The sequence below is a fragment of the Streptomyces sp. SBT349 genome (assembly GCF_001083795.1).
GTDB lineage: Bacteria > Actinomycetota > Actinomycetes > Streptomycetales > Streptomycetaceae > Streptomyces.
Genome location: NZ_LAVK01000030.1, coordinates 13,021 through 35,466 on the forward strand (window position 1 = coordinate 13,021; position 22,446 = coordinate 35,466).

Annotated in this window: 26 protein-coding genes; 25 read left to right on the plus strand and 1 reads right to left on the minus strand. The window is 71.5% G+C overall.

All coding sequences use genetic code 11. The annotated features are described in order from the left end of the window. Positions 1 to 44: 44 nt before the first annotated feature. From ADY01_RS06150 to ADY01_RS06260, 24 genes are all read left to right on the plus strand, one after another. On the plus strand, positions 45 to 611 hold the full coding sequence (locus tag ADY01_RS06150; protein WP_053170556.1) for a hypothetical protein: 567 nt from the start codon (positions 45 to 47) through the stop codon (positions 609 to 611). Positions 612 to 686: 75 nt separating this feature from the next. Next, complete coding sequence (locus ADY01_RS06155) at positions 687 to 1,658, plus strand: phage major capsid protein (RefSeq protein ID WP_049566861.1); 972 nt, start codon at positions 687 to 689, stop codon at positions 1,656 to 1,658. Positions 1,659 to 1,711: 53 nt separating this feature from the next. Continuing rightward, on the plus strand, positions 1,712 to 3,748 hold the full coding sequence (locus tag ADY01_RS06160; protein ID WP_049566864.1) for a glycosyltransferase: 2,037 nt from the start codon (positions 1,712 to 1,714) through the stop codon (positions 3,746 to 3,748). Continuing rightward, positions 3,736 to 4,476 (plus strand): hypothetical protein, encoded by a 741-nt coding sequence (locus ADY01_RS06165; protein WP_049566868.1) that lies wholly within the window; start codon positions 3,736 to 3,738, stop codon positions 4,474 to 4,476. The genes ADY01_RS06160 and ADY01_RS06165 overlap by 13 nt, the downstream gene beginning before the upstream one ends. Further along, a complete protein-coding gene (locus ADY01_RS06170) occupies positions 4,415 to 5,056 on the plus strand; it encodes a hypothetical protein (RefSeq protein ID WP_049566871.1) in 642 nt (213 codons plus the stop codon). Before ADY01_RS06165 ends, ADY01_RS06170 begins: the two co-directional genes overlap by 62 nt. Continuing rightward, entirely contained in the window at positions 5,053 to 5,217 is a 165-nt protein-coding gene (locus ADY01_RS38920; RefSeq protein ID WP_159001000.1) for a hypothetical protein, read from the plus strand. The genes ADY01_RS06170 and ADY01_RS38920 overlap by 4 nt, the downstream gene beginning before the upstream one ends. Beyond that, entirely contained in the window at positions 5,217 to 5,606 is a 390-nt protein-coding gene (locus ADY01_RS06175; RefSeq protein ID WP_049566874.1) for a hypothetical protein, read from the plus strand. Before ADY01_RS38920 ends, ADY01_RS06175 begins: the two co-directional genes overlap by 1 nt. A gap of 8 nt (positions 5,607 to 5,614) precedes the next feature. Beyond that, the gene (locus ADY01_RS06180) at positions 5,615 to 5,911 is read left to right on the plus strand and encodes a hypothetical protein (RefSeq protein WP_049566877.1); all 297 of its coding nucleotides are present in this window, start codon (positions 5,615 to 5,617) and stop codon (positions 5,909 to 5,911) included. A 1-nt stretch (position 5,912) separates the two neighbouring features. Next, entirely contained in the window at positions 5,913 to 6,311 is a 399-nt protein-coding gene (locus ADY01_RS06185) for a hypothetical protein (protein WP_049566880.1), read from the plus strand. A gap of 67 nt (positions 6,312 to 6,378) precedes the next feature. Beyond that, positions 6,379 to 6,951, plus strand: coding sequence for a hypothetical protein (locus ADY01_RS06190; protein ID WP_063784137.1), 573 nt, complete (start codon positions 6,379 to 6,381; stop codon positions 6,949 to 6,951). Between the two features lie 85 nt (positions 6,952 to 7,036). Beyond that, entirely contained in the window at positions 7,037 to 7,345 is a 309-nt protein-coding gene (locus ADY01_RS06195; protein ID WP_049566887.1) for a hypothetical protein, read from the plus strand. Between the two features lie 38 nt (positions 7,346 to 7,383). Further along, positions 7,384 to 7,701, plus strand: coding sequence for a DUF5361 domain-containing protein (locus ADY01_RS06200; protein ID WP_049566890.1), 318 nt, complete (start codon positions 7,384 to 7,386; stop codon positions 7,699 to 7,701). A gap of 90 nt (positions 7,702 to 7,791) precedes the next feature. Continuing rightward, entirely contained in the window at positions 7,792 to 9,966 is a 2,175-nt protein-coding gene (locus ADY01_RS35900) for a phage tail tape measure protein (protein ID WP_159001002.1), read from the plus strand. 3 nt (positions 9,967 to 9,969) lie between these two features. Continuing rightward, positions 9,970 to 13,440 carry a hypothetical protein gene (locus ADY01_RS06210; RefSeq protein WP_049566893.1) on the plus strand — a complete coding sequence of 1,157 codons (3,471 nt, stop codon included), beginning with the start codon at positions 9,970 to 9,972 and terminating at the stop codon, positions 13,438 to 13,440. A gap of 9 nt (positions 13,441 to 13,449) precedes the next feature. Beyond that, positions 13,450 to 13,983 carry a hypothetical protein gene (locus ADY01_RS06215; RefSeq protein WP_049566896.1) on the plus strand — a complete coding sequence of 178 codons (534 nt, stop codon included), beginning with the start codon at positions 13,450 to 13,452 and terminating at the stop codon, positions 13,981 to 13,983. A gap of 67 nt (positions 13,984 to 14,050) precedes the next feature. Then, positions 14,051 to 15,025 carry an N-acetylmuramoyl-L-alanine amidase gene (locus tag ADY01_RS39680; RefSeq protein WP_053170562.1) on the plus strand — a complete coding sequence of 325 codons (975 nt, stop codon included), beginning with the start codon at positions 14,051 to 14,053 and terminating at the stop codon, positions 15,023 to 15,025. Further along, positions 15,022 to 15,579, plus strand: a complete 558-nt coding sequence (locus ADY01_RS06225) for a 3'-5' exoribonuclease domain-containing protein (protein ID WP_049566949.1) — start codon at positions 15,022 to 15,024, stop codon at positions 15,577 to 15,579. Before ADY01_RS39680 ends, ADY01_RS06225 begins: the two co-directional genes overlap by 4 nt. Continuing rightward, positions 15,576 to 15,827: a holin gene (locus tag ADY01_RS06230; protein WP_049566900.1), complete on the plus strand. Its 252-nt coding sequence runs from the start codon at positions 15,576 to 15,578 to the stop codon at positions 15,825 to 15,827. The genes ADY01_RS06225 and ADY01_RS06230 overlap by 4 nt, the downstream gene beginning before the upstream one ends. A gap of 63 nt (positions 15,828 to 15,890) precedes the next feature. Next, entirely contained in the window at positions 15,891 to 16,157 is a 267-nt protein-coding gene (locus ADY01_RS06235) for a hypothetical protein (protein WP_234320101.1), read from the plus strand. Further along, on the plus strand, positions 16,154 to 16,786 hold the full coding sequence (locus ADY01_RS35910; protein ID WP_053170565.1) for a collagen-like protein: 633 nt from the start codon (positions 16,154 to 16,156) through the stop codon (positions 16,784 to 16,786). The genes ADY01_RS06235 and ADY01_RS35910 overlap by 4 nt, the downstream gene beginning before the upstream one ends. Before the next feature lie 418 nt (positions 16,787 to 17,204). Next, positions 17,205 to 19,076, plus strand: a complete 1,872-nt coding sequence (locus tag ADY01_RS06245; RefSeq protein WP_159001004.1) for a DEAD/DEAH box helicase family protein — start codon at positions 17,205 to 17,207, stop codon at positions 19,074 to 19,076. After that, positions 19,073 to 19,645: a hypothetical protein gene (locus ADY01_RS06250; RefSeq protein WP_049566912.1), complete on the plus strand. Its 573-nt coding sequence runs from the start codon at positions 19,073 to 19,075 to the stop codon at positions 19,643 to 19,645. The genes ADY01_RS06245 and ADY01_RS06250 overlap by 4 nt, the downstream gene beginning before the upstream one ends. A 192-nt stretch (positions 19,646 to 19,837) precedes the next feature. Then, positions 19,838 to 20,239, plus strand: a complete 402-nt coding sequence (locus ADY01_RS06255) for a helix-turn-helix domain-containing protein (protein WP_049566916.1) — start codon at positions 19,838 to 19,840, stop codon at positions 20,237 to 20,239. A 33-nt stretch (positions 20,240 to 20,272) separates the two neighbouring features. Further along, positions 20,273 to 20,500 carry a hypothetical protein gene (locus tag ADY01_RS06260; protein ID WP_049566919.1) on the plus strand — a complete coding sequence of 76 codons (228 nt, stop codon included), beginning with the start codon at positions 20,273 to 20,275 and terminating at the stop codon, positions 20,498 to 20,500. A 94-nt stretch (positions 20,501 to 20,594) separates the two neighbouring features. Here ADY01_RS06260 and ADY01_RS06265 read toward each other — a convergent pair whose 3' ends face one another. Continuing rightward, the gene (locus tag ADY01_RS06265; RefSeq protein ID WP_049566924.1) at positions 20,595 to 20,888 is read right to left on the minus strand and encodes a DUF6233 domain-containing protein; all 294 of its coding nucleotides are present in this window, start codon (positions 20,886 to 20,888) and stop codon (positions 20,595 to 20,597) included. Positions 20,889 to 21,081: 193 nt separating this feature from the next. On the opposite strand from ADY01_RS06265, the gene ADY01_RS06270 reads away from it, so the two are divergent. Further along, positions 21,082 to 22,305, plus strand: coding sequence for a helix-turn-helix domain-containing protein (locus ADY01_RS06270; protein ID WP_049566927.1), 1,224 nt, complete (start codon positions 21,082 to 21,084; stop codon positions 22,303 to 22,305). The last annotated feature ends 141 nt before the right edge of the window (positions 22,306 to 22,446 follow it).

Consider the following 22,446-nt stretch of genomic DNA (forward strand, 5'->3'; position numbering starts at 1 on the left):
CTTCCCCGCCGCGAGGGCGGGGCTGAAGAGAGGGGTCGGCCGCGATGGCTGACGAGATCGAGGAAGGCCAGCAGCCTGCGACGGGCGCGGCAGAGGACCCGACATTCAAGCCCGCACCGAAGCCCGGCGGCGGCGATGACGGGCTGGGCGATCCCGGCAAGAAGGCGCTCGCCGAGGAAAGGGCCGCCCGGCGCGACGCGGAGAAGTCCCGCAAGGAGCTGGAGGCCCGGCTCAAGGAGCTGGAGCCGCTGGCAGCCGAGGCGCAGAAGGCGAAGGAAGCCCGCAAGTCCGAGACCGAGAAGCTCACGGAGCGCGCGTCGGCCGCGGAGCAGCGGGCTGCCGAGGCGGAGCAGCGGCTGCTGCGCGCCGAGGTCGCCTCCGACAAGGGCCTGACGCAGGCGCAGGCCCGGCGGCTCGTGGGCGCCACGCGCGAGGAACTGGAGGCCGACGCCGATGAACTCCTCGCGACCTTCGGCGGCAAGCCGGAGACGGACAAACCCAAGGCGAAGACCCCGGTGGAGCGGCTGAAGCCCGGCGCGACGCCGGCGTCCGACGCGGGCCCGGCGGACATGAACGCCTGGATGCGCCGCAGGACGCCCAGCACCAACTGACTCGGCCGGGACGTGCCCGGCCTCTGACCTGAACCCCGCCGATGTGCGGGGTTTTCGCATGAAAGGACGGGCACCATGCCCCTGAACAGCGATCCGGACCTGCTCCCGATCGAGTGGTCCAACGAGGTCATCAAGGAGATGACCCACACGTCCGCGGTGATGGGCCTGTCGCAGACGCGGCGTATGGCCACGCGGCAGCAGCGCATCCCGGCCACCGCCGTGCTGGCGGACGCCTACTGGGTCGGCAACAGCGGCAACGACTTCACGAACCTCAAGCAGGAGGCGCTCGCCCAGTGGCAGGGCGTCAACCTGATCGTCGAAGAGCTCGCCGCGCTGGTCGCGATCCCCCACGCCTACATGAACGACAACGCGTTCCCGGTGTGGGAGGAGGCGCGCCCGCAGATCGTGGAGGCCATGGGCCGACGGCTCGATGCCGCCGCCCTGTTCGGGGTGGGCGCTCCGCCCACCTGGCAGACCGCGATCCTGCCGTCGATCGTGGAGGCCGGGCAGACCGTGACGGAGGGCGAGGCCGGCGACATCGCCGCGGACGTGGCTCTGTCCGCGCAGGTGCTCAAGCAGCGCGGGTTCAACACCACCGGCTGGGCCGCGGAGCCCGGGTTCCAGTGGCGGCTGACGGGGCTGCGGGACGCGGACGGTTCCCCGATCTACCAGCAGGATCTGGCGGGCCCGGTCCGCACGGGCCTGTACGGGAGGCCGATCCTGGAGGTCGCGAACGGCGCGTGGGACGACACCGAGGCGCTGATCATCCATGGTGACTGGTCCAAGTCCATCGTCGGGATCAGGCAGGACATCACGTTCACGCAGCACGAGTCCGGCGTGATCGGCGACTCCTCGGGCGCGATCGTGTTCAACGCGATGCAGCAGGACTCCACCATCTGGCGCGCGGTGTTCCGCGTGGCGTGGGCGCGCGCGAACCCCGCGACGCGGCTGGGCCCGAACCCGGGTCAGACCGGTGAGCAGCCTGTCGGGACCCCGACCTCGGTGACGAAGTTTCCCTGGGCCGCGGTCGTCCCGTCCGGCAGCTGAGCAGCGGGGCCGACCGTGCTGGTCGGCCCCGCCTGAACTTGAGAGGGGTTCCGATGCCGCAGGTGACCGTGTCGGTGCCGTACCACGGCTGCCCGGATACCGTCCGGCGCGCGGTGGACGCGGTCCTCGCGCAGTCGCACGTCGACCTGGTGTGCGTGGTCGTGAACGACGGCGACCACGCCTCGCCGCCGTGGCCCGCACTCGCGGACATCGCCGACGAGCGGCTGATTCGGCTCGACCTGCCGGAGCAGCGGGGCCGCTACTTCGCGGATGCCGTGGTGCTGGCCGCCTGCTCCACGGAGTGGTTCGCGGTCCACGACGCGGACGACGCTGCGGCACCGGGCTGGCTGGCCGGGATGCTCGCCGCAGCGGGCGACCGCGACGTCGTGCTGACCGCGCAGCGCGTCCACCCCCTGCGAGGCCGCGTCGCCGTCGAGCAGGCCAAGCCCTGGTCGGACGGCCGGTATCGGCATCACGCGCACATGGCCGGCCTGTGGCGCACGTCGTGGCTGCGTCAGGTGGGCGGCCCGCGGCCGGACTGGCGGATCGCGTGGGACACCATGCTCACCGGCGCCGCACTCGCACTCGACGCCGCCACGGTGGTCGATGAGCCGCTGTACGACCGGCACCGGCGCCGCGGGTCCCTGACGACCGCTCCGGAGACCGGCAACGGATCGGCCGAGCGGAAGCAGGCGGCGGCCCGCGCGCGGAAACTGTGGCCCGACATGGTGTCGGCTGCGGACTCCGGCCCGGAGGCAGTCGGCGCCGTTCTCACCGCGGACGTGCCGGCCGAGCTGCTGGCCGAGGTGGAGCAGCACGCGGACCGGCTGCGGCGGCTCCTGGCCGGGGAACCGGTGGCGCTGACGGACCTGCCCACGGCGCTGGACGACGCGGCCCTGTGGCGCGGCTGGGCACTGGACCGGGCGGGCGCGCAGGTGCTCGGCCGGCTGCTGGCCGAACACTCCCCGCAGACTGTGCTGGAGGCCGGATCCGGCAGCAGCACGGTGCTGCTCGCCGAGTACGCGCGCGACACCGGTGCCCGCGTCATCTCCCTGGAGCACCAGGCCCGCTACCGGGACGCCACCGCGGCGCTGCTGGCCGAGCGCGGACTCGCGGAGCACGTCGACCTGCGGCTCGCACCCCTGCGGCGTGGGCCGAACGGCCCGTGGTACGACACCGCGCTGCCCGATGGTGTCGGCCTGGCGCTGATCGACGGGCCCCCGGAGGGCGACGGCGGCCGCGCCGCGGCCTATACGGCGCTGGCGCCGCACATGGCCGACGGCGGCCTGATCCTGCTGGACGACGCCGGGCGCCCCGGGGAACGGGCCGCGCTCGCCACATGGCAGCGCCAGGGCGCGCGCGTGGAGCAGGTGGCCACGGGCGGAAAGCCCATGGCGACGGTTCGTGCCGAGCGCCCCGCTTCTGTGGGTGCTGGGGACATGGTGCTCACGCTGCTGACGGGCGACCGGCCCGAGCTACTGGCCGACACCCTGGCGTCGCTGCGGGCGACCGCCCCCGGGCTGCTGGAGACCGCGCGCCTGATCGTCCTCGACAACGGGGCCGACCCCGACTCGGCGGACATCCTCGAAGAGCACGCCGACGTCATCGACGTCCGAGAGCACCGAGACGACAGGGCGTCGATCGGTGACGCCACGTCGCACCTCGCCACGCTGGCCGCAGAGTCGGGACGCCCGTTCTGGCTGCACTTGGAGGACGACTGGCGCGCGACGCCGGACCACCCCGGATGGCTCGACGCCGCGCGCCGGATCCTCGCCGAGCACGAGGACGTGTACCAGGTGCGGCTGCGGCACTCTGAGGAACGCACGCTGCCGTACCACATGCACACCAAGCGACGTCTACGCTGGGAGCCCCGGCAGGGCTGGCGGTTCGCGCGCGAAGCGCACCTGACGACCAACCCCAACCTCACCCGCACCCGGGACATCTCGGCTGTGTGGCCGGCGTCCGGGGAGCGGGAGGCGCAGGCCCGCGCGCACGCCGCCGGGCTGAAAGGTGTGGCGCAGCTGACGCCGGGGGTGTTCGTGCACACCGGCGCCGGTTCGCGGCGGGCGGTGACCAAGTGCCGGGCCTGAGCGTGAGCGTGGTGATTCCGTGGCGGGGCGGGTGCCCGCACCGGGAGGCGACGCTCGCGTGGCTGCTGCCGCGCTGGCGGCGCGCAGGCTACGAGCCGCTGCTCGGCGAAGCCCCTTCGGGCCCGTGGTCCAAGGGCGGCGCGGTCACCGATGCGCTGCGGCGCACCGCGGCCGACGTGCTGATCATCGCGGACGCCGATGTGTGGACAGACGGTGTCGCCGACGCCGTGGCGGCTGTGCGCGGTGGCTGGCCGTGGGCGATTCCGCACGGCGACGTGCACCGGCTCGCCCCAGAAGCAACGGCCGCGGTTCTCGCGGGAGTCTCGCTCGGTCCGGATCTCCGGCTGGCGCAGCCCGCGTACCGCGGGTACGAGGGCGGCGGCATCGTCGTCCTCCCGCGCTCCACCTATGAACGGTCCCCACTCGACCGCCGGTTCGCCGGATGGGGCCAAGAGGATGAAGCGTGGGCCCTCACACTGCACACCCTCGCGGGTGCGCCGTGGCGTGGTGACGCGCCCCTCTGGCACCTCTGGCACCCACCCCAGCCGCGGGACTCGCGCCGCTGGGGATCACCGGCGTCCCGCGCCCTGTATCAGCGATACCGGCATGCCGCCGGACGCCCGGACCGGATGCGGGCGTTGCTCGCCGAGATGGAGGTGGTGACGCATGGACCCGCTGGCGACGGTAGAGGACCTAGAAGCACGCCTCGGGCGCGAGCTGACGCCTGAGGAGGCGGCACGCGCCGACGCCCTGCTGGCCGACGCATCCGCTCTGCTCCGCGCCTACACCGGCCAGGACTTCACCCTCACCGTCGGCGACGAGATCGTGCTGCGGCCGGTCGGCGTGACGATCCGCCTGCCGCAACGCCCCGTTCAGGCCGTCACCACGGTGGTTGCGCTCGGCGGCTCCGAGGTCATGCCCGATATTGCGCTGCCCGCCGGGTCCTGGACCTGGGACGGCATCGACAAGGTCGACATCTGGCCGCTGGATAGCTCCTGGTACCTGTCACTTCCGGAGGTGTGGACCGACGGGTGGGGGGCGGTCGACACGTACCGGATCACCTACGACCACGGGTACGCCGTGGCGCCGCCGGATGTGCTGGCGGTGGTGTGCGCGATGGTGCTGCGCACCCTCCTGTCCCCATCGATGACGCCGGGCATGGTGTCCGAGCGGATCGGCGCCTACAACTACCAGCTCCAGCAGGGCGCAGGCAGCGCCGGCGCCTCGGTGTCGATGACACAGCCGGACCGCGACGCCCTCAAGCGATACCGCAAGACCGCCACCACGATTCAGCTGAGAGGCCGATGATGCCCGAGTTGCCGGTCTACCTGCGGGTGGGCGAGACGGAGGCCCAGGTTGGCACCCTCTCGGCCGACACGGGCGCAGAGGGCGTCGCCGCGCTACCCGACTTCCTGCGGCGCCTCGCCGACGAATACGAGGCTGCGGCGGCCAACATGGACGATTCCTGATGCCGTCGCAGGGCGTGCCGCCACGGTTGATGCCGCACCGGGTCACCGTCGTGGAGCCTGCGGTCACCAGCTCCTACGGCAACACCGAGTACGACTACGGGCCAGCCGCCGCGCGAACGGCAGATGTTCCGGCGTGGCTGGAGCAGCAGCAGCGCGCACAGATCCCGGCGATCGGCGGCGACCCGTTGCAGGAGCGGTGGCTGATGGTCACCGACCACAGCCCAATCGGCAGGCGTGCCCGGATCGAGTGGGATGGCGCGCCGTCCGGCCCGGTGGTTTTCGAGATCGATGGGCAGCCGGGTCCGTTCTACAACCCGCTCGCCATGGCCGCGTCCGGCTCATCGGCGCCGCATCACACCGAGCTATCTCTCAAGATCGTGGACGGGTAGGAGGCGCCGTGCAGTACATCGAGCGGTTCCGGCTCAACTCCCGCGGCGCGAAAGCGCTGCTGCGCTCCGACGGCGTGCGGGAGGATATGCAGCGCCGGGCCGACGCCATCAAGGCCGTGGCCGAGCCGCAGTGGCAGGCCGCGACCGCCGGTATCGGCGGCCTGGACCCGGTTCGGGTCATCGCCGATACCTCTGTCGGGTCGGGCCGTGCGTTCGGCACGGTCATCGCGATCCACCCTGCAAGCCTGCGGATCGAGCAGGACCGCCGGATCCTCGGCGGTGCGATCGACGCGGCGAGGAACTGACGTGTTCCCCGACGTCACGGGCGCGCTGATCGCCTACCTGACGCCGCTCGTGGCGCCGGTGCGGGTCGTATCCCGGGTGCCGGACCCGCGTCCGCCACTGCTGGTGCAGGTGCGACGCGTCGGGGGCGCCGCGACACCGCCGGTCCGGGACGCCGCCCGCATGGACGTTTGGTGCTGGGGCCCGACCGACTCGACGGCGATGACGCTGGCGTTGCAGGCGCGCGCCGCGGTGTGGGCGCTGTCCGGCACGCAACTCCTCGGCGGCCTGACCTGCTACGAGGTGTCGGAGTTTCTGGGGCCGCGCTTGGACGACGACCCGATCACCAATTCGCCCCGCGCGTGGGCCACCTACTCCCTGCTGGTGCGCGCCGACTCGGCGATCAACCCCGCACCCCACTGACTTGTTTCCCGTTTCCCGGTGATGTCCGCGCGCCCGGGTGACCCCCTACACCCATGAGGAGATCACCATGGCACTCGTTGCCTCCGAGGTGGATGTCGCGATCACCGGGGAAATGTTCTCCGCGCCGGTCGGCACCACCGCGCCCACCAACGCCTCTGCCCCGCTCGACCCTGCGTTTATCGGTCACGGTTACTGCTCCGAGGACGGGGTGACCGAGGCGTGGGAGGACAACGTCGAGAACATCGTCGCGTGGCAGAACGCCACCGTCGTCCGCGCGGCGCGTACCGAGTCGCTGGTGACGTTCCAGACGACGCTGATCCAGAACCGCGGCTCCAACCTTGAGCTGTACCACCCGGGTTCGACGATGGAGACGGACGGCGGCTCGGGCTGGATGCTGGAGGTCAAGCCGGCCAACTCCGACCCGCGGTCGTTCGTGATCAATGTCGTGGACGGCAACACGCTGATGCGGTTCTACCTCGGCAACGCGGAGGTCACCGAGCGCGGGGAGATCCAGTACGCGAACGGGCAGGCCATCGGCTACCAGGTGACGATCACGGCGTACCCGGACGCCGACGGGAACCTGATGGTCAAGTACAGCACCGACGCGGCCTGGGGCACGGACATCGCCGGCGGGTCGTGACTTTCAAGACGGCCCCGGGGGCATCTCGCGCGGAGTGCCTCCGGGGCTCACCCATGTCCGCGCACCGAGCACAGGAGATCCGCGCATGTTCGACGCACGAGAGCGCTCTGCCGCTCTGCCGTCCGATCCGTTCCAGTGGATCGGAATGGACGGCGAGACGTACACGCTGCCCAACGCGTCCACGCTCACCGGAGCTGACGCTGACCGGCTGTTCGGCGGGGACCTCGCCGTGATCCGCGAGGTCGGCGGCCAGGCCGCATACGACGCGCTGATGGCCATGCCCGCCCGCTTGCAGTTGGACTTCGCAACCGCCTGGACCAAGCACTCGCGGGAGTCGGGAAAAGAGGCTTCGCCGTCCTCGCCGACGCGGACCGCCGCGAAGCGCTCGAAGTAGACCTCACCCTCCGCGGGGCCCCGGCGGACCTGGCGGTGATGCCGCTGGGCCGGATCGGCGCCCTGTACGAGCAACTGCTCCACGACCCGCACTCGGCGACCGCTCGCGCCGCCGGTGGCGACGGCTACTCCCGTAGCGAGCACCTGCTGTTCCTCGTGGTCGATGAGCTGCGCCTCGCCACCTGGCTGCGCACGAAGGACGGCGCGAAGGGCCGCAACCGGCCGAAGCGCATCAGCCCCCTGGCCAAGCCGGAGGGCACCCGCCACGGCTCCATCCCACAGGGCCGGACACCGGCCGAGGTGCGGGCCCTCCTCGCCCGCCACGGGCCAGCCCCGCTCCCCGCACCACCTGCATAGGAGGTGACCGCCATGGCCGAGGAGATCGGCGTCGCGTTCGTCCGGCTCATCCCCAGCATGCGCGGGTTCGGCCCGGCCGCCGGGGACGCAATGAACGGCGCCGCCGGGCAGCCCGCGGCCAACGCGGGTGACGCGGCCGGCCGCAACTTCGGCGGCGCGTTCAAGGCAGGGCTGGCCGGGGTTGCGCTGGCTGCCGGGATGGCGCTGTTCGCTGGCATCTCGGAAGCCATGAACCAGGGGCGCATCGTCTCGATGATGCAGGCGTCCATGGGCACCACGCCGGAGGTCGCCGAGCGGTACGGCCAGGTCGCCGGCGAACTGTTCGCGAACGCGGTCACCGCCGACTTCCAGACGGCGGCCGACGCGGTCGCCGAGACCATGAACCACGGCCTCCTGCCCACCGACGCGACCATGGGCCAGATCGAGACCATGTCCACCGGCCTCGCGGACGTCGCCACCCTCCTGGGCGAGGAGGTCGGGCCGACCGCCCGCGCCGTCGGCAAGATACTCAAGACCGGGCTGGCAGACGATGGCACCGAGGCGCTTGACCTGCTGACGCGCGGCGTGCAGACCGGAGCCAACGAGGCCGACGATCTCCTCGACACGTTCTCCGAGTACGCTACGCAGTTCCGGCAGCTCGGCCTGTCCGGGGACCAGGCCATGGGCCTGCTCTCCCAGGGCCTGAAGGGCGGCGCCCGAGATGCCGACCTGGTCGCCGACACCCTCAAAGAGGGCACGCTGATCCTCCAGGAAATGGGGGAGGAGGCCGCGACCGCGCTCGACGAGATCGGGCTGTCCGCCGAGGACATCCAGGGCCGGATCGCTGGCGGCGGTGACGGCGCGGCCGAAGCGCTGGACGACATCCTGGACGGCCTGCGGGACGTAAAGGACCCGGCCGATCAGGCGGCGCTGGCGGTCGACTTGTTCGGCACCAAGGCCGAGGACATGCAGGACGCCATCCTGTCTCTCGATCCGAGCCAGGCAGCCGAGGACCTCGGCGAGTTCGAGGGGGCCGCCAAGTCCGCAGGCGACACGCTGCGGGACAACGCCGCAACGCGGGTGGAGCAGTTCAAGCGGACTCTTCAGCAGAACTTCGTGGAGTTCATCGGCGGCGAGGTCATCCCGCGCCTGCAAGAACTCAAGGAGGAGTTCGGCCCCACTTTCCAGGCCGGAGTCGACGCCGCACGCGACTTCTGGACCCAGGCCAAGCCGTGGGTGAAGGAGGCCACCGACGGCCTATCCGGGCTCGGCGACGGGTTCCGCGGGGTAGAGACTGACGCCACGACCTCCATGTCCGGCACGCAGGCCGCGGTCTACAGCGGCCTGACGCAGGTCGGTGCCGCGTTCTCCAGTGGCGAGACGCTGATCCGCGACGGGTGGGCGTTGTTCGGCGAGGACCTGGTGGGGATCGCCCGCACCTACCTCGGCCAGACGGTCGAGGAGTGGAAGGGGCGCCTCCAGATCGTCTCGGGGTTCTTGCAGATGTGGGCCGGGGTCTTCAGCGGGGACTGGCGCAAAATCTGGGCGGGCGCCAAGGACGTGCTGACCGGCGCGAAGGACATCATCGTCTCGCGCTGGCAGGCCGGGCTCGGCGTGGTCCGCAACCTCACCTCGGCCGGCATGGGCCTGGTCAGCAGCGGCTGGTCAGCGGCCTGGGGCGGCATGAAGTCGGGCGCGAGCGGTGCCGGACGCTGGGTCGTGAATGACACGAAGAGCTGGCTGAGCCAGATGCGGTCTCGCATGGCCAGCGGCCTCGGGGGCGCGGTCGGCCTGTTCCGGGCCCTGAAGAGCAAGGTGCAGGGCGCTCTGTCGGGGGCTCCGGACTGGCTGGTGGCGGCCGGGAAGGCGATCATCCGCGGCCTGATCACCGGTCTGCGGTCGGCCATGGGCGGCCTGATGGGAGCGCTCGGCGGGATCGCAGGCAAGGTCATCGGCCATTTCCCGAACAGCCCCGCCAAGGAAGGGCCGCTGCGGCAGTACCCCCCGCAGAAGTCCGGCGCCAAGATCGTGAACTTCCTGGCGGACGGCATGCGGTCCGCCACCTCCGACGTGTCGGCCGCCTCGGCGCTCGCCGCCGGTGCCGCGATTCCGGCGACCGCAGCCGCGTACCGCTCAGGGCCCGGGACGGCCGCCGCACCGCAGCCGGTGCTGCGCGTCCAGGCAGACGGCAGCCGCGCCTCCCAGGCCGTGATGTGGCTGATCCAGAACAGCGTGCGTACCGACTACGGCAGCAGCGTCACTGCTGCGTTCACCCCCGGGAGGTAGGTCGTGGCGTTCCCTCAGGACCGGCTGCCGCTGCGCGCGGAGCTGGCGTTCGGCGCCGACCCCGCGGGCGACCCCGCCGAGTGGACATGGTCGGACGTCGCCCCTGACGTGCACCGGCAGACGATCACGATCCGCCGGGGCCGCTCGGATGAGGCAGGTCAGCCGTCCCCGACCTCGACGTCTCTCCAGCTCGACAACCCGCACGGCGACTACACCCCCGGCAACGCGCTCGGGGCGCACTACCCACACGTTCGGCAGGGCGTCCCGGCGCGGATCGGCGTGCAGGCCGGCGGCCCGTATCTGCGTGTGCCCGACGCCGTCGGCGCGCGGGCGGTGGCCGCGTCCCCGCCCGCGGTGACCGGCGACCTGGACGTGCGCGTCGAGGTGGCGCTGGACCGCCTCCCGAGCCAGGCCACGGCCAGCGTGTTGGACGCGCCGCCGTGGCGGCACTATGCCCAGTCCCTCATCGGCCGCTACTCCGCAGTGGACCTCGGCCGGGGATGGCGCATGTACCTCGGGGCGTGGGGCAACGTCCTGCTGGCCTGGTCCAGCAACGGCCTGCTCTCCGGGCTGTCCGAGTACTTCGCCGAGGACACGGTGCCCTATGCCAGCGGGCAGCGGTGCGCGATCCGCGCCACGCTGGACGCGGACAACGGTGACGGCGGCCATGAGGTCAGGTTCTACTGCGGGCCGTCCCTCGACGGGCCGTGGCGGCAGCTCGGCGCCCCGCGCACGGGCTCGGGCACCGCGAGCATCTACCAGCCCGCCGGGGTCCCGCTGACCCTCGGGGATGTGCAGGCGCAGCTCGCCCGCCCGGCAGGCCGCTGGTACCGCGCGGAGGTCAGGACCACGATCGACGGCACCGTGGTGGCCAGCCCGGACTTCACCACGCTGGCCGTCGGCGACACCGCGTTCACCGACGCCACCGGCATCGACTGGGCGCTGTCCGGCGGCTCCGAGGTCACCGACTGGCGTACCCGTATGGCAGGCACGGTCGACGAATGGGCGCCGACGTGGCCGTGGGGCGACCTGTCCGACCCGACCGCCCCGGAGGAGCGGCCCGGCGAGGCACGCGTCGACATCGCCGTCTCCGGCATCCTCCGCCGCCTCGGCCAAGGACAGAAAGCGCTCCAGAGCACGCTGCGCCGCGGTATCCCGCTGGCGATCGACTCCGGGCTGCTGGGCTACTGGCCGTGTGAGGACGGGTCCGCGGCCACGAGCATCGCGAGCGCGATTCCGGGGCGCCGCGCGGCGGCGGTCGAGGGCCTGACCATGGCGGCCGACAGTGGCCTCCCGAGCAGTGCGCCGCTGCCTCAAGTCGGCAGCGATGGCGGCTCGTTCCGCGTCTCCCTACCGTCGCTGCCGGATGCGTCGCTCGGCTGGCGAGCCGAGATGGTGTACCACCTCGACGAGCTGCCCAGTTCGTCTCTGGGCTGGTTCCGGGTGTGGACGTCCGGCGGGGGCGTCGCGCGCATCACCGGCTACATCGGTGCGGGCGAGATCCGGCTACGCCTGCACGACGCGGACGGCACCGTCGTGGATGAGACGTTCTGGACGGACGCCGACGCGCTCGCCGCCGCGACGGCCGGGTGGTGCCGCGTGCGGCTCATCGCCCAACCTTCCGGCGCGGACTGGGACTACCGGTTGCGATGGACCGCGATCGGCCAGGACGAGACGTGGTCCATCGGCGTCACCCACTCCGGCTACACGCGGCCCGTCAGGATCGACAACCAGTGGTCGGCCGGGATGTCGGGCTTGCCGTTCGGCCACATCACCTACAGCGGTGACCCCACGCTGGACCCGTACCGGCCCGGGACCCGCGGCCCTGAGGCGGCATACGCCGGCGAGTACGCCCTCGACCGCATGCGGCGCCTCGCGGAAGAAGAGCAGCTGCCCATCAGCGTGCTCGGCAACGCCCACGAGTCCCCGCAGATGGGCCCCCAGGGGCAAGCGACCCTGTTGACGCTGCTCCAGGAATGCGCCGCAGCCGATGGCGGAGTGCTCTCGGAGCGGCGGGAGGCACTCGGCCTTCAGTACCGGGCCCGCGCCACGCTGTACAACCAGCCCCCGGCGCTCGTGCTCGACGCCGGGGTCAGCGAGATCGACAACCCGTTCGCACCGGTCCTGGATGACCAGCGCTTGCGGAACGACATCACCGTCACACGCCAGGGCGGCAGCAGCGCACGGGCCGTCGACGAGGCGTCCGTCGCCGAACTCGGCCTGTACGACGACTCGGTGACGCTCAACGTTGCGGCGGACGACACGCTGCCCGGCATCGCCGGGTGGCGGCTGCACCGCGGCACCTGGCCCGGCATGCGCTACCCCGCCGTCACTACCAGCCTGGACGTGGCACCGCAGACCATCGCGACGTGGCTCGACCGCGCCGAGGGGGACCGCCTCCAGGTCGTGAACCTCCCTCCGCAGCACCCCACCACCGCGGTGGACCTGATGGCCGAGGGGTACTCCGAGACGATCACCCCGACCCGGTGGCGCATTGAGGCCAACGCGAGCCCTGGCGGCATCTGGACGGTTGGGGAGGTCGGCAACGCCGACCCCGCCGACGACACCGCGCCCAACCACCTCGACACCGACGGCAGCAGCCTCTACGCCCCCGCCTCTGCCGACGCCGACACCATGTTCCTGTGGCGCGACGCCGGGCCTCCGTGGGAGACGACGGAGGGCCCGACCGGCGGCACCAGCAGCGGCGACGACCTGCCCGTGGACCTGATGGTGGGTGGGGAGGTCGTGACGGCAACCGCGCTCGAGCCTCTGGCCTGGGATGCGTTCGACCGCACGGTCGCGTCCGGCTGGGGCGCGACGACCACCGGGTATGCGTGGGTGACGAGCGGCGGCTCCGCGAGCGACCGCAGCGTGGACGGCACGGCCGGGATCGTCACCCTCGCGTCCAGCCCGACGACGCAGCGGTTCCAACTGGTCGGCTCCGTGACGCTGACGGACTGCGAGGTGCTGGTCAGCGTCACCCCGAGCCAGCTCGCGACCGGCGGGGCGTTCCAGCCGGGCATCGTGCTGAGGGTGGGAGCGGCCTACTACCGCTGCCGCCTCGTGCTGGCGACCAGCGGCGCCGTCTCCATGGAGGTGCTGCGCAGTACCAGCCTCGTCGGCGCCACCGCCGCGACGCCCTACACCTACGGCGCGGGCACCAGGCTGTGGATGCGCGTGCGCGTGGACGGGCACCGCGTCCGGGGCCGGGTCTGGCCCTCGACCCGCCTGGAGCCTGGTGGTTGGTGGATCGACCGCACGGTGGTGGCGGATCCGATCGCCTCCGGGGTCGCCGGGGTCAGCGTCTCGACGGCCGCCGGCAACACCAACGTCGCCCCGGCGTTCTCGTTCCGGGACTGGCAGGTCGTCAACCCGCAGTACGCCGAGGTGACCCGCAGCACCAACGGCGTCATCAAGGCGCACGCGACCGGGGCGGATGTGCGCCTCGCCCATCCGATGATCATCGCCCTCTAGGAGGCGTTCGTGACGACCCCACCGCCGGGCCTCCTGCCCGGAACCCGCATCACCGCTGACAGGCTCAACGGCGCGCTGCTGATCGGGCGGTTGGTGTTCTTCGCCAGCAGGGACGCGGCACAGACGATCACCACCAGCGGCACCGCGGCAGGCGCCAGCGGTAACGCCTTGTCGTGGGACAACCTGATCGTTGACCTGCTCGGCGGCTACAGCCCGTCGACGCCGACCTACTTCACGCCGCCGATCGCGGGTTGGTATCAGCTCACCGGCGAGACGAGTTTCGAGGGCTCCGTGACCGGCACCTGGCGCGGCGCGAGCTGGCTGTTCAACGGCACTTTGCCGATCGGAGGCACGGCCAAACCGGTCGCGGCGGCCACGGCGAACACCACGGTCACCGTCGGCGCGAGGAGCGTGCCGGTGCTGTTCGACGGGGTGAGCGATCACATCGAGTTCGCTCCGTTCCACAACGCCACCGGCAGCCTCGCCACGGCCACCGGCTCGGCGAGACCGCACGTCGCCATCTACTACGCGGGGCCCGCGTAGGGCCGCACCCACCCCTGCCCCGGCGCCGTCGGCCCCGGGGCTGATCTATGCCCAGAGAGGGGGCCCCATGGCCTGGTACCCGGGCGCGACCCGGATGGAGCTGCTGCCGGAGGCGCGGCAGCAGGACGCCATCCGGCCGACGCAGTTCATCGTGCACTCGATCGTGGCGCCGTGGGAGCCGCGGCGGACCTACGAGTTCTGGCGCGACTCGACCAACCTCGAAAGCCACTTCGGTCTGGGGTACTCCGGTGACCTCGGACAGTACCTCCCGACCACCGTCCGCGCGGATGCCAACGCCGGGGCGAACCGGCGGGCCGACGGGACCGGCGCGATCAGCGTGGAGACCGCCAGCAACACCAGCGCGAGCGACCTGTGGACCGGCGAGCAGGTCGAGGCGCTGATCGCCCTCGGGGCGTGGGCGCACCGTACCCACGGCATCCCGCTGCACATCTGCCGCTCGGCGAGCGACCCGGGGTTCGGCTGGCACCGGCTGCACCGCGGCTGGTCGACCTCGGGCACGGCCTGCCCCGGCGCCCGCCGCATCGAGCAGTTCGAGCGCGTGGTGTTCCCGGGGATCGTCGCCCGCTCCGGTCAGCCCGTCACCACCCCCGCCCCTCCCGAGGAGGACGAAGTGCCCAAGTTCCTGGCGCTCGGCATGACCGAGCCCATCGAGATCCGCGACGCGGGGGCCTGGGTGTCCCTGCCGTGGGACACGGAGTGGTCGGACGGCGCCAGCCAGCACGGCGACGGCGCGCAGTCGTTCGCCGCAGACGGCGCCCAGTACGTCGGCGTGCTCCAGCTGCGCCTGTCCGGCCTCGCCCCGGGCGTCGAGGTGCAGGTCCGCGTCGTCGAGGACGGCCCGGACGGCGAGAAGCGCCTGCCCATCGCGGAGGCCACCGGCACCGCGGGCGGCTCCTACCCGGCGCTCCCGCTGTGCGGGCAGGTGTCCCGCGGCGCCCGCGTCAAGGTGATGCTCGCCCACTTCGGGCCCGGCCCGGTGACGATCGAGCGCGCCGAGCTGAAGGCGCAGGTGTGGCCGTGACGGCGATCGACTACGACCTGGAGTTCCTGGAGGATGGCCGGACGATCGGGCTGATCAGCATCGGCATGGTCGCCGACGACGGCCGCGAACTGTACGCCGTGAGCGCCGAGTTCGACCAGGCCGCAGTGCGGCGGCACCCGTGGCTGCGTGAGCACGTCTGGCCGCAGCTCCCCATCGCGAAGAACCCGCCCGGCGTGCGGGGGATGGACCAGCTCGACCTCGACCACCCGGACGTGCGTCCCCGGGCGCAGATCGCCCGCGCCGTCGCCGCCTTCATCCAGGCCGCGGGCCCGGACGTGGAGTTGTGGGCGAACTACGGCGCCTATGACCACGTCGCGCTGGCGCAACTGTGGGGCCCGATGATCGCGCTCCCCGAGGGCGTGCCGATGTTCACGCACGACATTCAGCAGGAGGCCCGCAGGCTCGGCCTGTCCTGGGACGACCTGCCCAAGCAGCAGGGCGGCGAGCACAACGCGCTCGCGGACGCCCGCCACAACCAGGCCGTGCGGCGCTGGCTCGCTGAGCGCGCCGCCGAAAGACAGGATTGCTCATGACCGCCAACTTCCCCTCCGCGCGCACCGCGCGGACCTTCGGCATCGACCTGGCCGAGCGGACCGCCGCCACGTTCGTGACCACCCTCGGCGGCGTGTTCGTCGCGGCCGAGCCGTTCAACATGTTCACCGTGAGCTTCTGGGAGGGCGCCGGTGTGGCCGGTCTCGCCGCGGTCGGCTCCTTCCTGAAGGGCGTCGCCGCCCGCGCGCTCGGCGATCCGAACTCGGCGTCGGCCGCGCCGCGCGTCTGACCTGGGCGGTGATCTGTGCCTGATGAGCCGACTCTCGGTGAGGTGGCCCGCCGCTTGGCGGCCGTGCACGCGGACCTCAAGGAGGATCTCAGCCAGCTCGCTACGCGGCTCGACGGCAAGGTCAGCGGCGACGTGTTCGAGCTGCGGATGAAGGCCCTCGAAAGAGACATCGCTACGACGACTGCGAGGGCAGCGGAGATCGAGCAGGCCCAGGCCGAGCGGGACCGGCGCCGCGCGGCGGATCACCGACTCGTGCTGACCGCGTTGGTCGCTCCTGTGCTTCTTCTTCTGCTCCAGGTGTACCTGGGGGCCAGGGGGGCGGGCGCATGACCCGGAGCGAGAGGCGCCGCGGGGATCTTCTCGCGGCGCTCGGCGTGCTGGCCGGTATCACCATGCTGGCGTGGGTGGTCATCACGATGACCCAACTCGCGGACGATCTGGAGCAGGCCAACGCCGCGAGAGACGCGCTGGCCGAGCAGGTGCAGGATCTCGGTGCGGAGCCGGTGGCGGGTCCACCGGGCAGCCGAGGGGATGCTGGCGCGGCCGGGGAGCAGGGGCCGCCTGGGGACTCGGGGCCGATGGGCCCGCGCGGACCGGGCGGCGAGGACGGAGACGACGGACCGGCTGGGGACCCGGGCGATCCTGGAAACCCCGGCGCCGCCGGCTCGGACGGCCCGTCCGGTACACCGGGCGCCGCTGGGGAGCCGGGCCCACCCGGGGCCGCCGGCGAGCCAGGCCCCGCCGGACCGGCCGGGGAGCAGGGGCCGGCGGGCGACACCGGGCCTGCTGGTCCGGCGCCCACCAGCTGGTCATGGACCGGGCCGGACGGTGTGACGTACCGGTGTGCGCCCGTCAGCGAGGGCTCCACGGAGTACGCGTGTGCCCCGGCCAGCGTGCCGGAGGACCCGCAGCAGGGCGGGCTCCTCGGAGCGCTCGACCCGGCGCGCAGGCAGTGGTAGCGGGATAGGAGATGTTTTCCAGGTGCGCCCCCGTCGTCGGCTTCGGCTGGCGGCGGGGTTTCTGCTGGTTCGAACCAGCGGTGGATACGGGCAGTCATGGCCGCATGCGCCGTCGCGCCGCGTGGACACGTTCTGTGATCTACGAGTTGTCCTGCCGCATAGGCATGTCCGTTTCGGAACGGTTGTGTTCGCCTTTGCGCGTCACTCGCCGTCACTGGAACGGAGTAGAGTAATCGGCCAACAGGCCATCAGATGTTCGGCCCGTAATCCCCTGGAAGGGGTGCGCCCTCACGCGGATGCCGGTCCGCGGAGGGCGTTGAACACAAGGAGCTGATGCCTTGATGCACGTGCACAACCCTACTCATCGCCATGCCCGGGTCAACAGCCGGGTGTGCCGATCCCGTGTGGGTTGCATCCGGTGACGCCGGACCCAACCCGGCGGCGCTTCAACTCCAGTGAACGCGTCGCCCTCTACCTGGCTGCCGACGGAAAGTGCGCCGAATGCGGCGCCGAACTACAACCTTCCTGGCACGCCGACCACGTCGCCCCCTACTCGGCGGGCGGCCCCACCGACGTCACCAACGGGCAGGCCCTCTGCCCGAGATGCAACCTCACGAAAGGCCCTTGGCACATGGAACTGCGGGACTGGCAGGAGGAGGCACTCGGCCGCCTCCTGAAGAACAACGACGACTTCCTCGCGGTCGCCACCCCGGGCGCCGGCAAGACTACCTTCGCGCTGGTCGCCGCCCAGAAGCTCATCAGCCGCGCCGACGTCGAGAAAGTCGTCGTCATCGTCCCCACTTCCCACCTGCGCCGCCAATGGTCCGAAGCTGCCAGCAAGCTAGGGATCCAGCTTGACTGGAAGTTCACCAACGCCCAGTCTGCAGTAGCTCGCGATTTCGACGGGGTCGTCGTCACCTACGCCACGGTCGCCGCCCAGCCGTTGCTCTGGCAGCACATGGTGGCCGCCAAACGCACCCTCGTCATCCTCGATGAAGTTCACCACGCCGGCGAAGCCGAAAACCTCTCTTGGGGGCCGGCCCTTCGGCAGGCGTTCGGCGGCGCGATGCGCAGGCTCATGCTTTCGGGCACCCCCTTCCGCTCCGACCGCCAGGCCATCCCCTTCGTCACCTACGACGAGAGGCGCAAGTGCACGCCCAGTTACAACTACGACTACGGAACCGCGCTGGCGGACCGCACCGTCGTGCGCCCGATCGCCTTCCCAGCCCTCGACGGCAACGTTCGCTGGCGCGACGCCGGGGCGATCGTCTCCACCGACCTGGCCGACACGGACGAGACCACGCTCATCAACGCCCTCCGTTCCGCGCTCGACCCGGATGGCCAGTGGATCGGCTCCGTGCTGCGTCGGGCCGATGAGGAGCTGTCGCTCCTCCGCGAGGAAGTTCCGGATGCCGGCGGTCTGATCGTGGCCGCCGACCAGTACAAGGCGCGCCGGTACGCCGACATGCTCGACCAGATCACGGGCGAGAAGACCACACTGGCCATCTCCGACGAGCCGGAGGCATCGCAGCACATCGCCCGGTTCGCCAAGGGCACCTCGAAGTGGATCGTCGCCGTGCAGATGGTGTCCGAGGGGGTCGACATCCCGCGCCTCGCCGTTGGCGTCTACGCCTCCCGCATCAAGACGGAGATGTTCTTTCGGCAGGTCGTAGGCCGCTTCGTGCGGACACGCTCGGCGGAGGACGAGATCACGGCGACACTCTTCATCCCCTCGGTCCAGCCGCTGCTGAAGTTCGCGCAGGACATCGAGCGCACCGTCGATGCGGTGCTCGGCGAGCAGGCCGAGCGCGCCCGGCAGTCCGGGGAGGATGGGGAGCCGCGCACCCTGGAGCTGGACTTGGTGCAGCCCATAGGCTCCTCGGAGGCGCTGCACCACTCCACCGTCTTCGGTGGGCAGTCCTTCACCCAGGACGAGTTGAACCGGGCGAAGAACATCGCCCAGGCCGTCGGTGCTCCGCCGAGCATGACCGATGCGCAGATGGCCCGGGCAATCCGCATGGCCACGGGCGGAAAGCTGCTGACGACGGCGACCATCCCGACGCCGGTTACGCCCGAGGCCGAGCAGTCGCTGACTGAGAGGAAGTCGGACGCGCGCAGGGTCATCAAGCGGATGGTCGGCAGGCTCTCGCGGATGACGCAGCAGCCGCATCCGTACATCCACGCGGAGATGAACCGCCTCTGTGGCGAGGACTCCATCGACCAGGCCACACTGGAATCGCTGAACCGCCGCATCGAGATGCTGGAGAAGAAGATCCGGAGCTACTCGTGACGTCGGCCAAGGCGAACGCGGTTCTGGTCGAGGCCCTCGGCTCCTCTCTGCGCCGCGGCGGCAACGCATTGCAGGACGTACCCGGCCTGCTGAAACGCATCCTGGAAGAGGAGGCGTGGAAGGAGTTCGTCACACCCCGGGGTGAGCTGGTCATGTACGCCGAGGTCGAGGACTTCGTCCGGACCTCCCCGAGCAGAGGGCTCGGGGCTGACCCCGACATGGTGCGACGATTGATCCAGCGCGACCCTGTGACACTCGACCTTTTCGACCGGGCCATGCAGAGGCGCCCCGGACGCCCAGAAACCTTGTCTAATAGACAAGATTCTGCGCCGGCTGGCACCACGAGGACTGCCGCCCTGCGCCGTCTGAGAAAGGACCGCCCGGACCTTCACGGCGAGGTGCTGGCCGGGCACCTGTCGGCACATGCCGCGATGGTGAAAGCCGGGTTCCGTCGTCGGACGGTCAGCGTGCCGGTCGACAAGCCGGAGGCCGCCGCCAAGGCCCTGCGCCGCAACCTCAGCAAGACGGACCTGGCCGAGCTCGCCCGGCTCCTCCAGTCCCGACGCTGACGCCCCGCTCCTGCTTCGGCAGGGGCGGGGCGTTCGTCGCGCGAAGGGGGCAGGACCCGGTGTCGTCCTCCAGGAGCGCGGCACGGCTTCCTTTTCCCGACCTCCCGCAAGACGCCTCACATCGGATAACCATCTCGGATGAGTGGGACGACAACGCCTCCGCGGGGTTGGCGTGACGGGCAGGATGTCGCCATGAGCGCGCGTGAAAAGGAATCCCGCACCCACTTCTCCGACCTAGTGCGAACTCGGCGCCAGCAGCTGCGCCTGTCGCTCGAGAAACTGAGCGACGCCTCCATTGACCCGGAGACCGGGACACAGGTGAAGCAGAGCTGGATACACAGGCTCGAGCATGGCGAGCCGGTGAATCCGCCGAGCCTGGCTCAGCTCCGAGCGCTGGCTCTGGGGCTTGAGCTGCGGCTTTCGCGGATGCAGGATGCCGCCGCGGCTGAGTACTTCGGCCTCGAGCGACCATGGCCCGAGTCGGCGGAAGCGCGGGACTTTGCAATGGTCGTGGAGGGGCTGACGCTTGAGCAGCAGGTAGCGCTCGAGCGGCTCCTTGACGCGTTCTTCCCGCGCCCGCCCCAGACGCCGTAGCCCCACCCACACCCGACGTGCCACCATGCGGCCATGAGCCCTCAACTCGCCGCACGCGAGACGGTGGTGCTGGATGACGTGGTGGCTGCGGTGGCGGTGCTGCGGGATCCGTCCGGGCCGGGGGAGCCGTGGTCGGCGGAGGACATCGCCCTGGCCCTGCCCGCGTTGCTGGATCTGGCGGACGGCGGGTCGCTCGCAGTGGCCGCGGACACGGCACGGTGGCTCGACGCTGCGGACGCCGGGCTGCTGCCGGCGGACTGACGCACGACCGGCGCTCCCCGGGCGGAACGGGCGTAGCGTGTCGCCACCCCCACCGAGGTCCCCGCCGCGTTGCGCATCGTGCAAGGGCTCTTGACTACGGCGCCTCCGCCCGGCACACCGGGCACTCCTCGATCGTCACCCCCGGCCGCTCCACGACCTCCCGCACCTGCTCCGCATGCAGCTCGGGTCCGCCAGGTGCCCAGCAGCCCCGCCGGTGCAGCACACCCTCGCGGGGGCCGCCGGCGGGGCGTCGCATCCACTGCACCCACCACCGCGGCCCGGCCTGGTCCTCGGCGGACTCCAGGGCGGCGCGCACGGTGGCGAGTCGGTGCTCCAGCCAGCGCGCGATCACGTGGAGGTCGGCGGCCTCCGGCGGTAGGTCGAACATGGATTCGAGTCTAGGTGTGCGTCCGGTCCCCGGCGACAGCGGTAGACGACGCCCCCGCACGGTTGCCTCACGGCGGCCGGGCGGGGGCGCATCGTCATGCCCGCGGGTGGGCACCGGCGACTCGGGCGCGCGAAGCAAATCCCCGTCCTATGCTGGCGAGTGACGAACTGCACCAGATAGGACGGGGATCGACATGCCTGACTCTACCGTGCCCGGCGACCGCCTGCGAGAGATCCGCCTCCTGCGCGGCCTCACCCAAGAGGAGGCAGCCGAGCGCTCCGGCCTTAGCCTGCCCACCGTGAAGAAGATCGAGCAAGGCGGGTCGGCCAGGATCGAGACGTATCACGCGCTCGCCCGCGGCCTCCGCGTCCGCACCTCAGAACTGTTCGAGCCCGGCGGTCCGCGGCGGCGCGAGCACGCCGACGATGACCGCATCGACCTGCTGCCGATGAGGCAAGCCGTCGCGCCGCCGCTCGGGCCCGGCGGGCACCTCCACGTGGACACGGTGGAGGTCGAGCCCGACCTGGGGCAGCTGCGCGTGACCGCGCGCGCTCTGGATGAGGCGTACCACCGCGACGACTACATCACGGCCTCCCGAATGCTGCCGCCGCTGATCCGCTCCGCCCACACGGCGGTTCGCCACTACGAGGGCGGCCCGCAGCACGCGGACGCGCTGCGGTTGCGCTCGGACGCGCTTCAGCAGGCGGGCAGGCTGCTGACGCAGATCAGGGTGTACGACCTCGCGCAGCTCGCGCTGCGGGACGCGATGCGCGACTCGGCGGCGGCCGGAGATGTGCTGGCCGAGGCCGCGGCTGTTGATCTTCAGGGCTGGGCGTTGGTGCGTCAGGCGCGGCTGGATGAGGCCGAGCGGTCGGCGCTGGCGACGGCGGAGGCGATCGAACCGCGGCTGTCCCGGGCGTCCCGGGATGAACTGGCGGTGTGGGGGCGCCTGCTGGTGCGGGCATCCGGCGCGGCAGCGCGGAACAACCGGCCGCAGGAGGCGCGGGACATCCTCCAGGTAGCGCGGGCGGCAGGTTCGGCGCTCGGGCCGCGCACCGGGGGTGCCGGGTACAAGTCGGGGGCGTTCAACCACCTGAGCGCCGCATACCAGGGGATTGAGAACCACATGATTGCGGACCGTCCTGATCGGGTGCTCGGGCTGTCCGAGCGGATCGCGGCGGCGGACGCGTCGACGTCGAACACGAGGCACCGGCACCTGTTGGACGTGGCGCGTGCGCACGTGGCGTTGCGTCAGGACAGCGATGCTGAGGACGTTCTGGCTGCGCTCCACGGCGAGTCTCCGGACTGGCTGCGGCATCAGCAGATGGCCAGCGAGGTGTTCGCAGATCTGCTGAAGAAGCGGAAGCGGCTCACTGGTCGCCAGCGGCGGCTGGCGCAGTTCTTCGCTGCGGCGTAAGGGATACGGGGCGTATTCCTTAGGGGACCCTACGGTGATGAACGAATACGCTACGCGCCTGTAGCAATGGTGTCACTCCTCGTAGCGTCACTGGTCAGCAGCCTCCCCCCAGGAGCCGACCATGACGCACGGATTACGCCC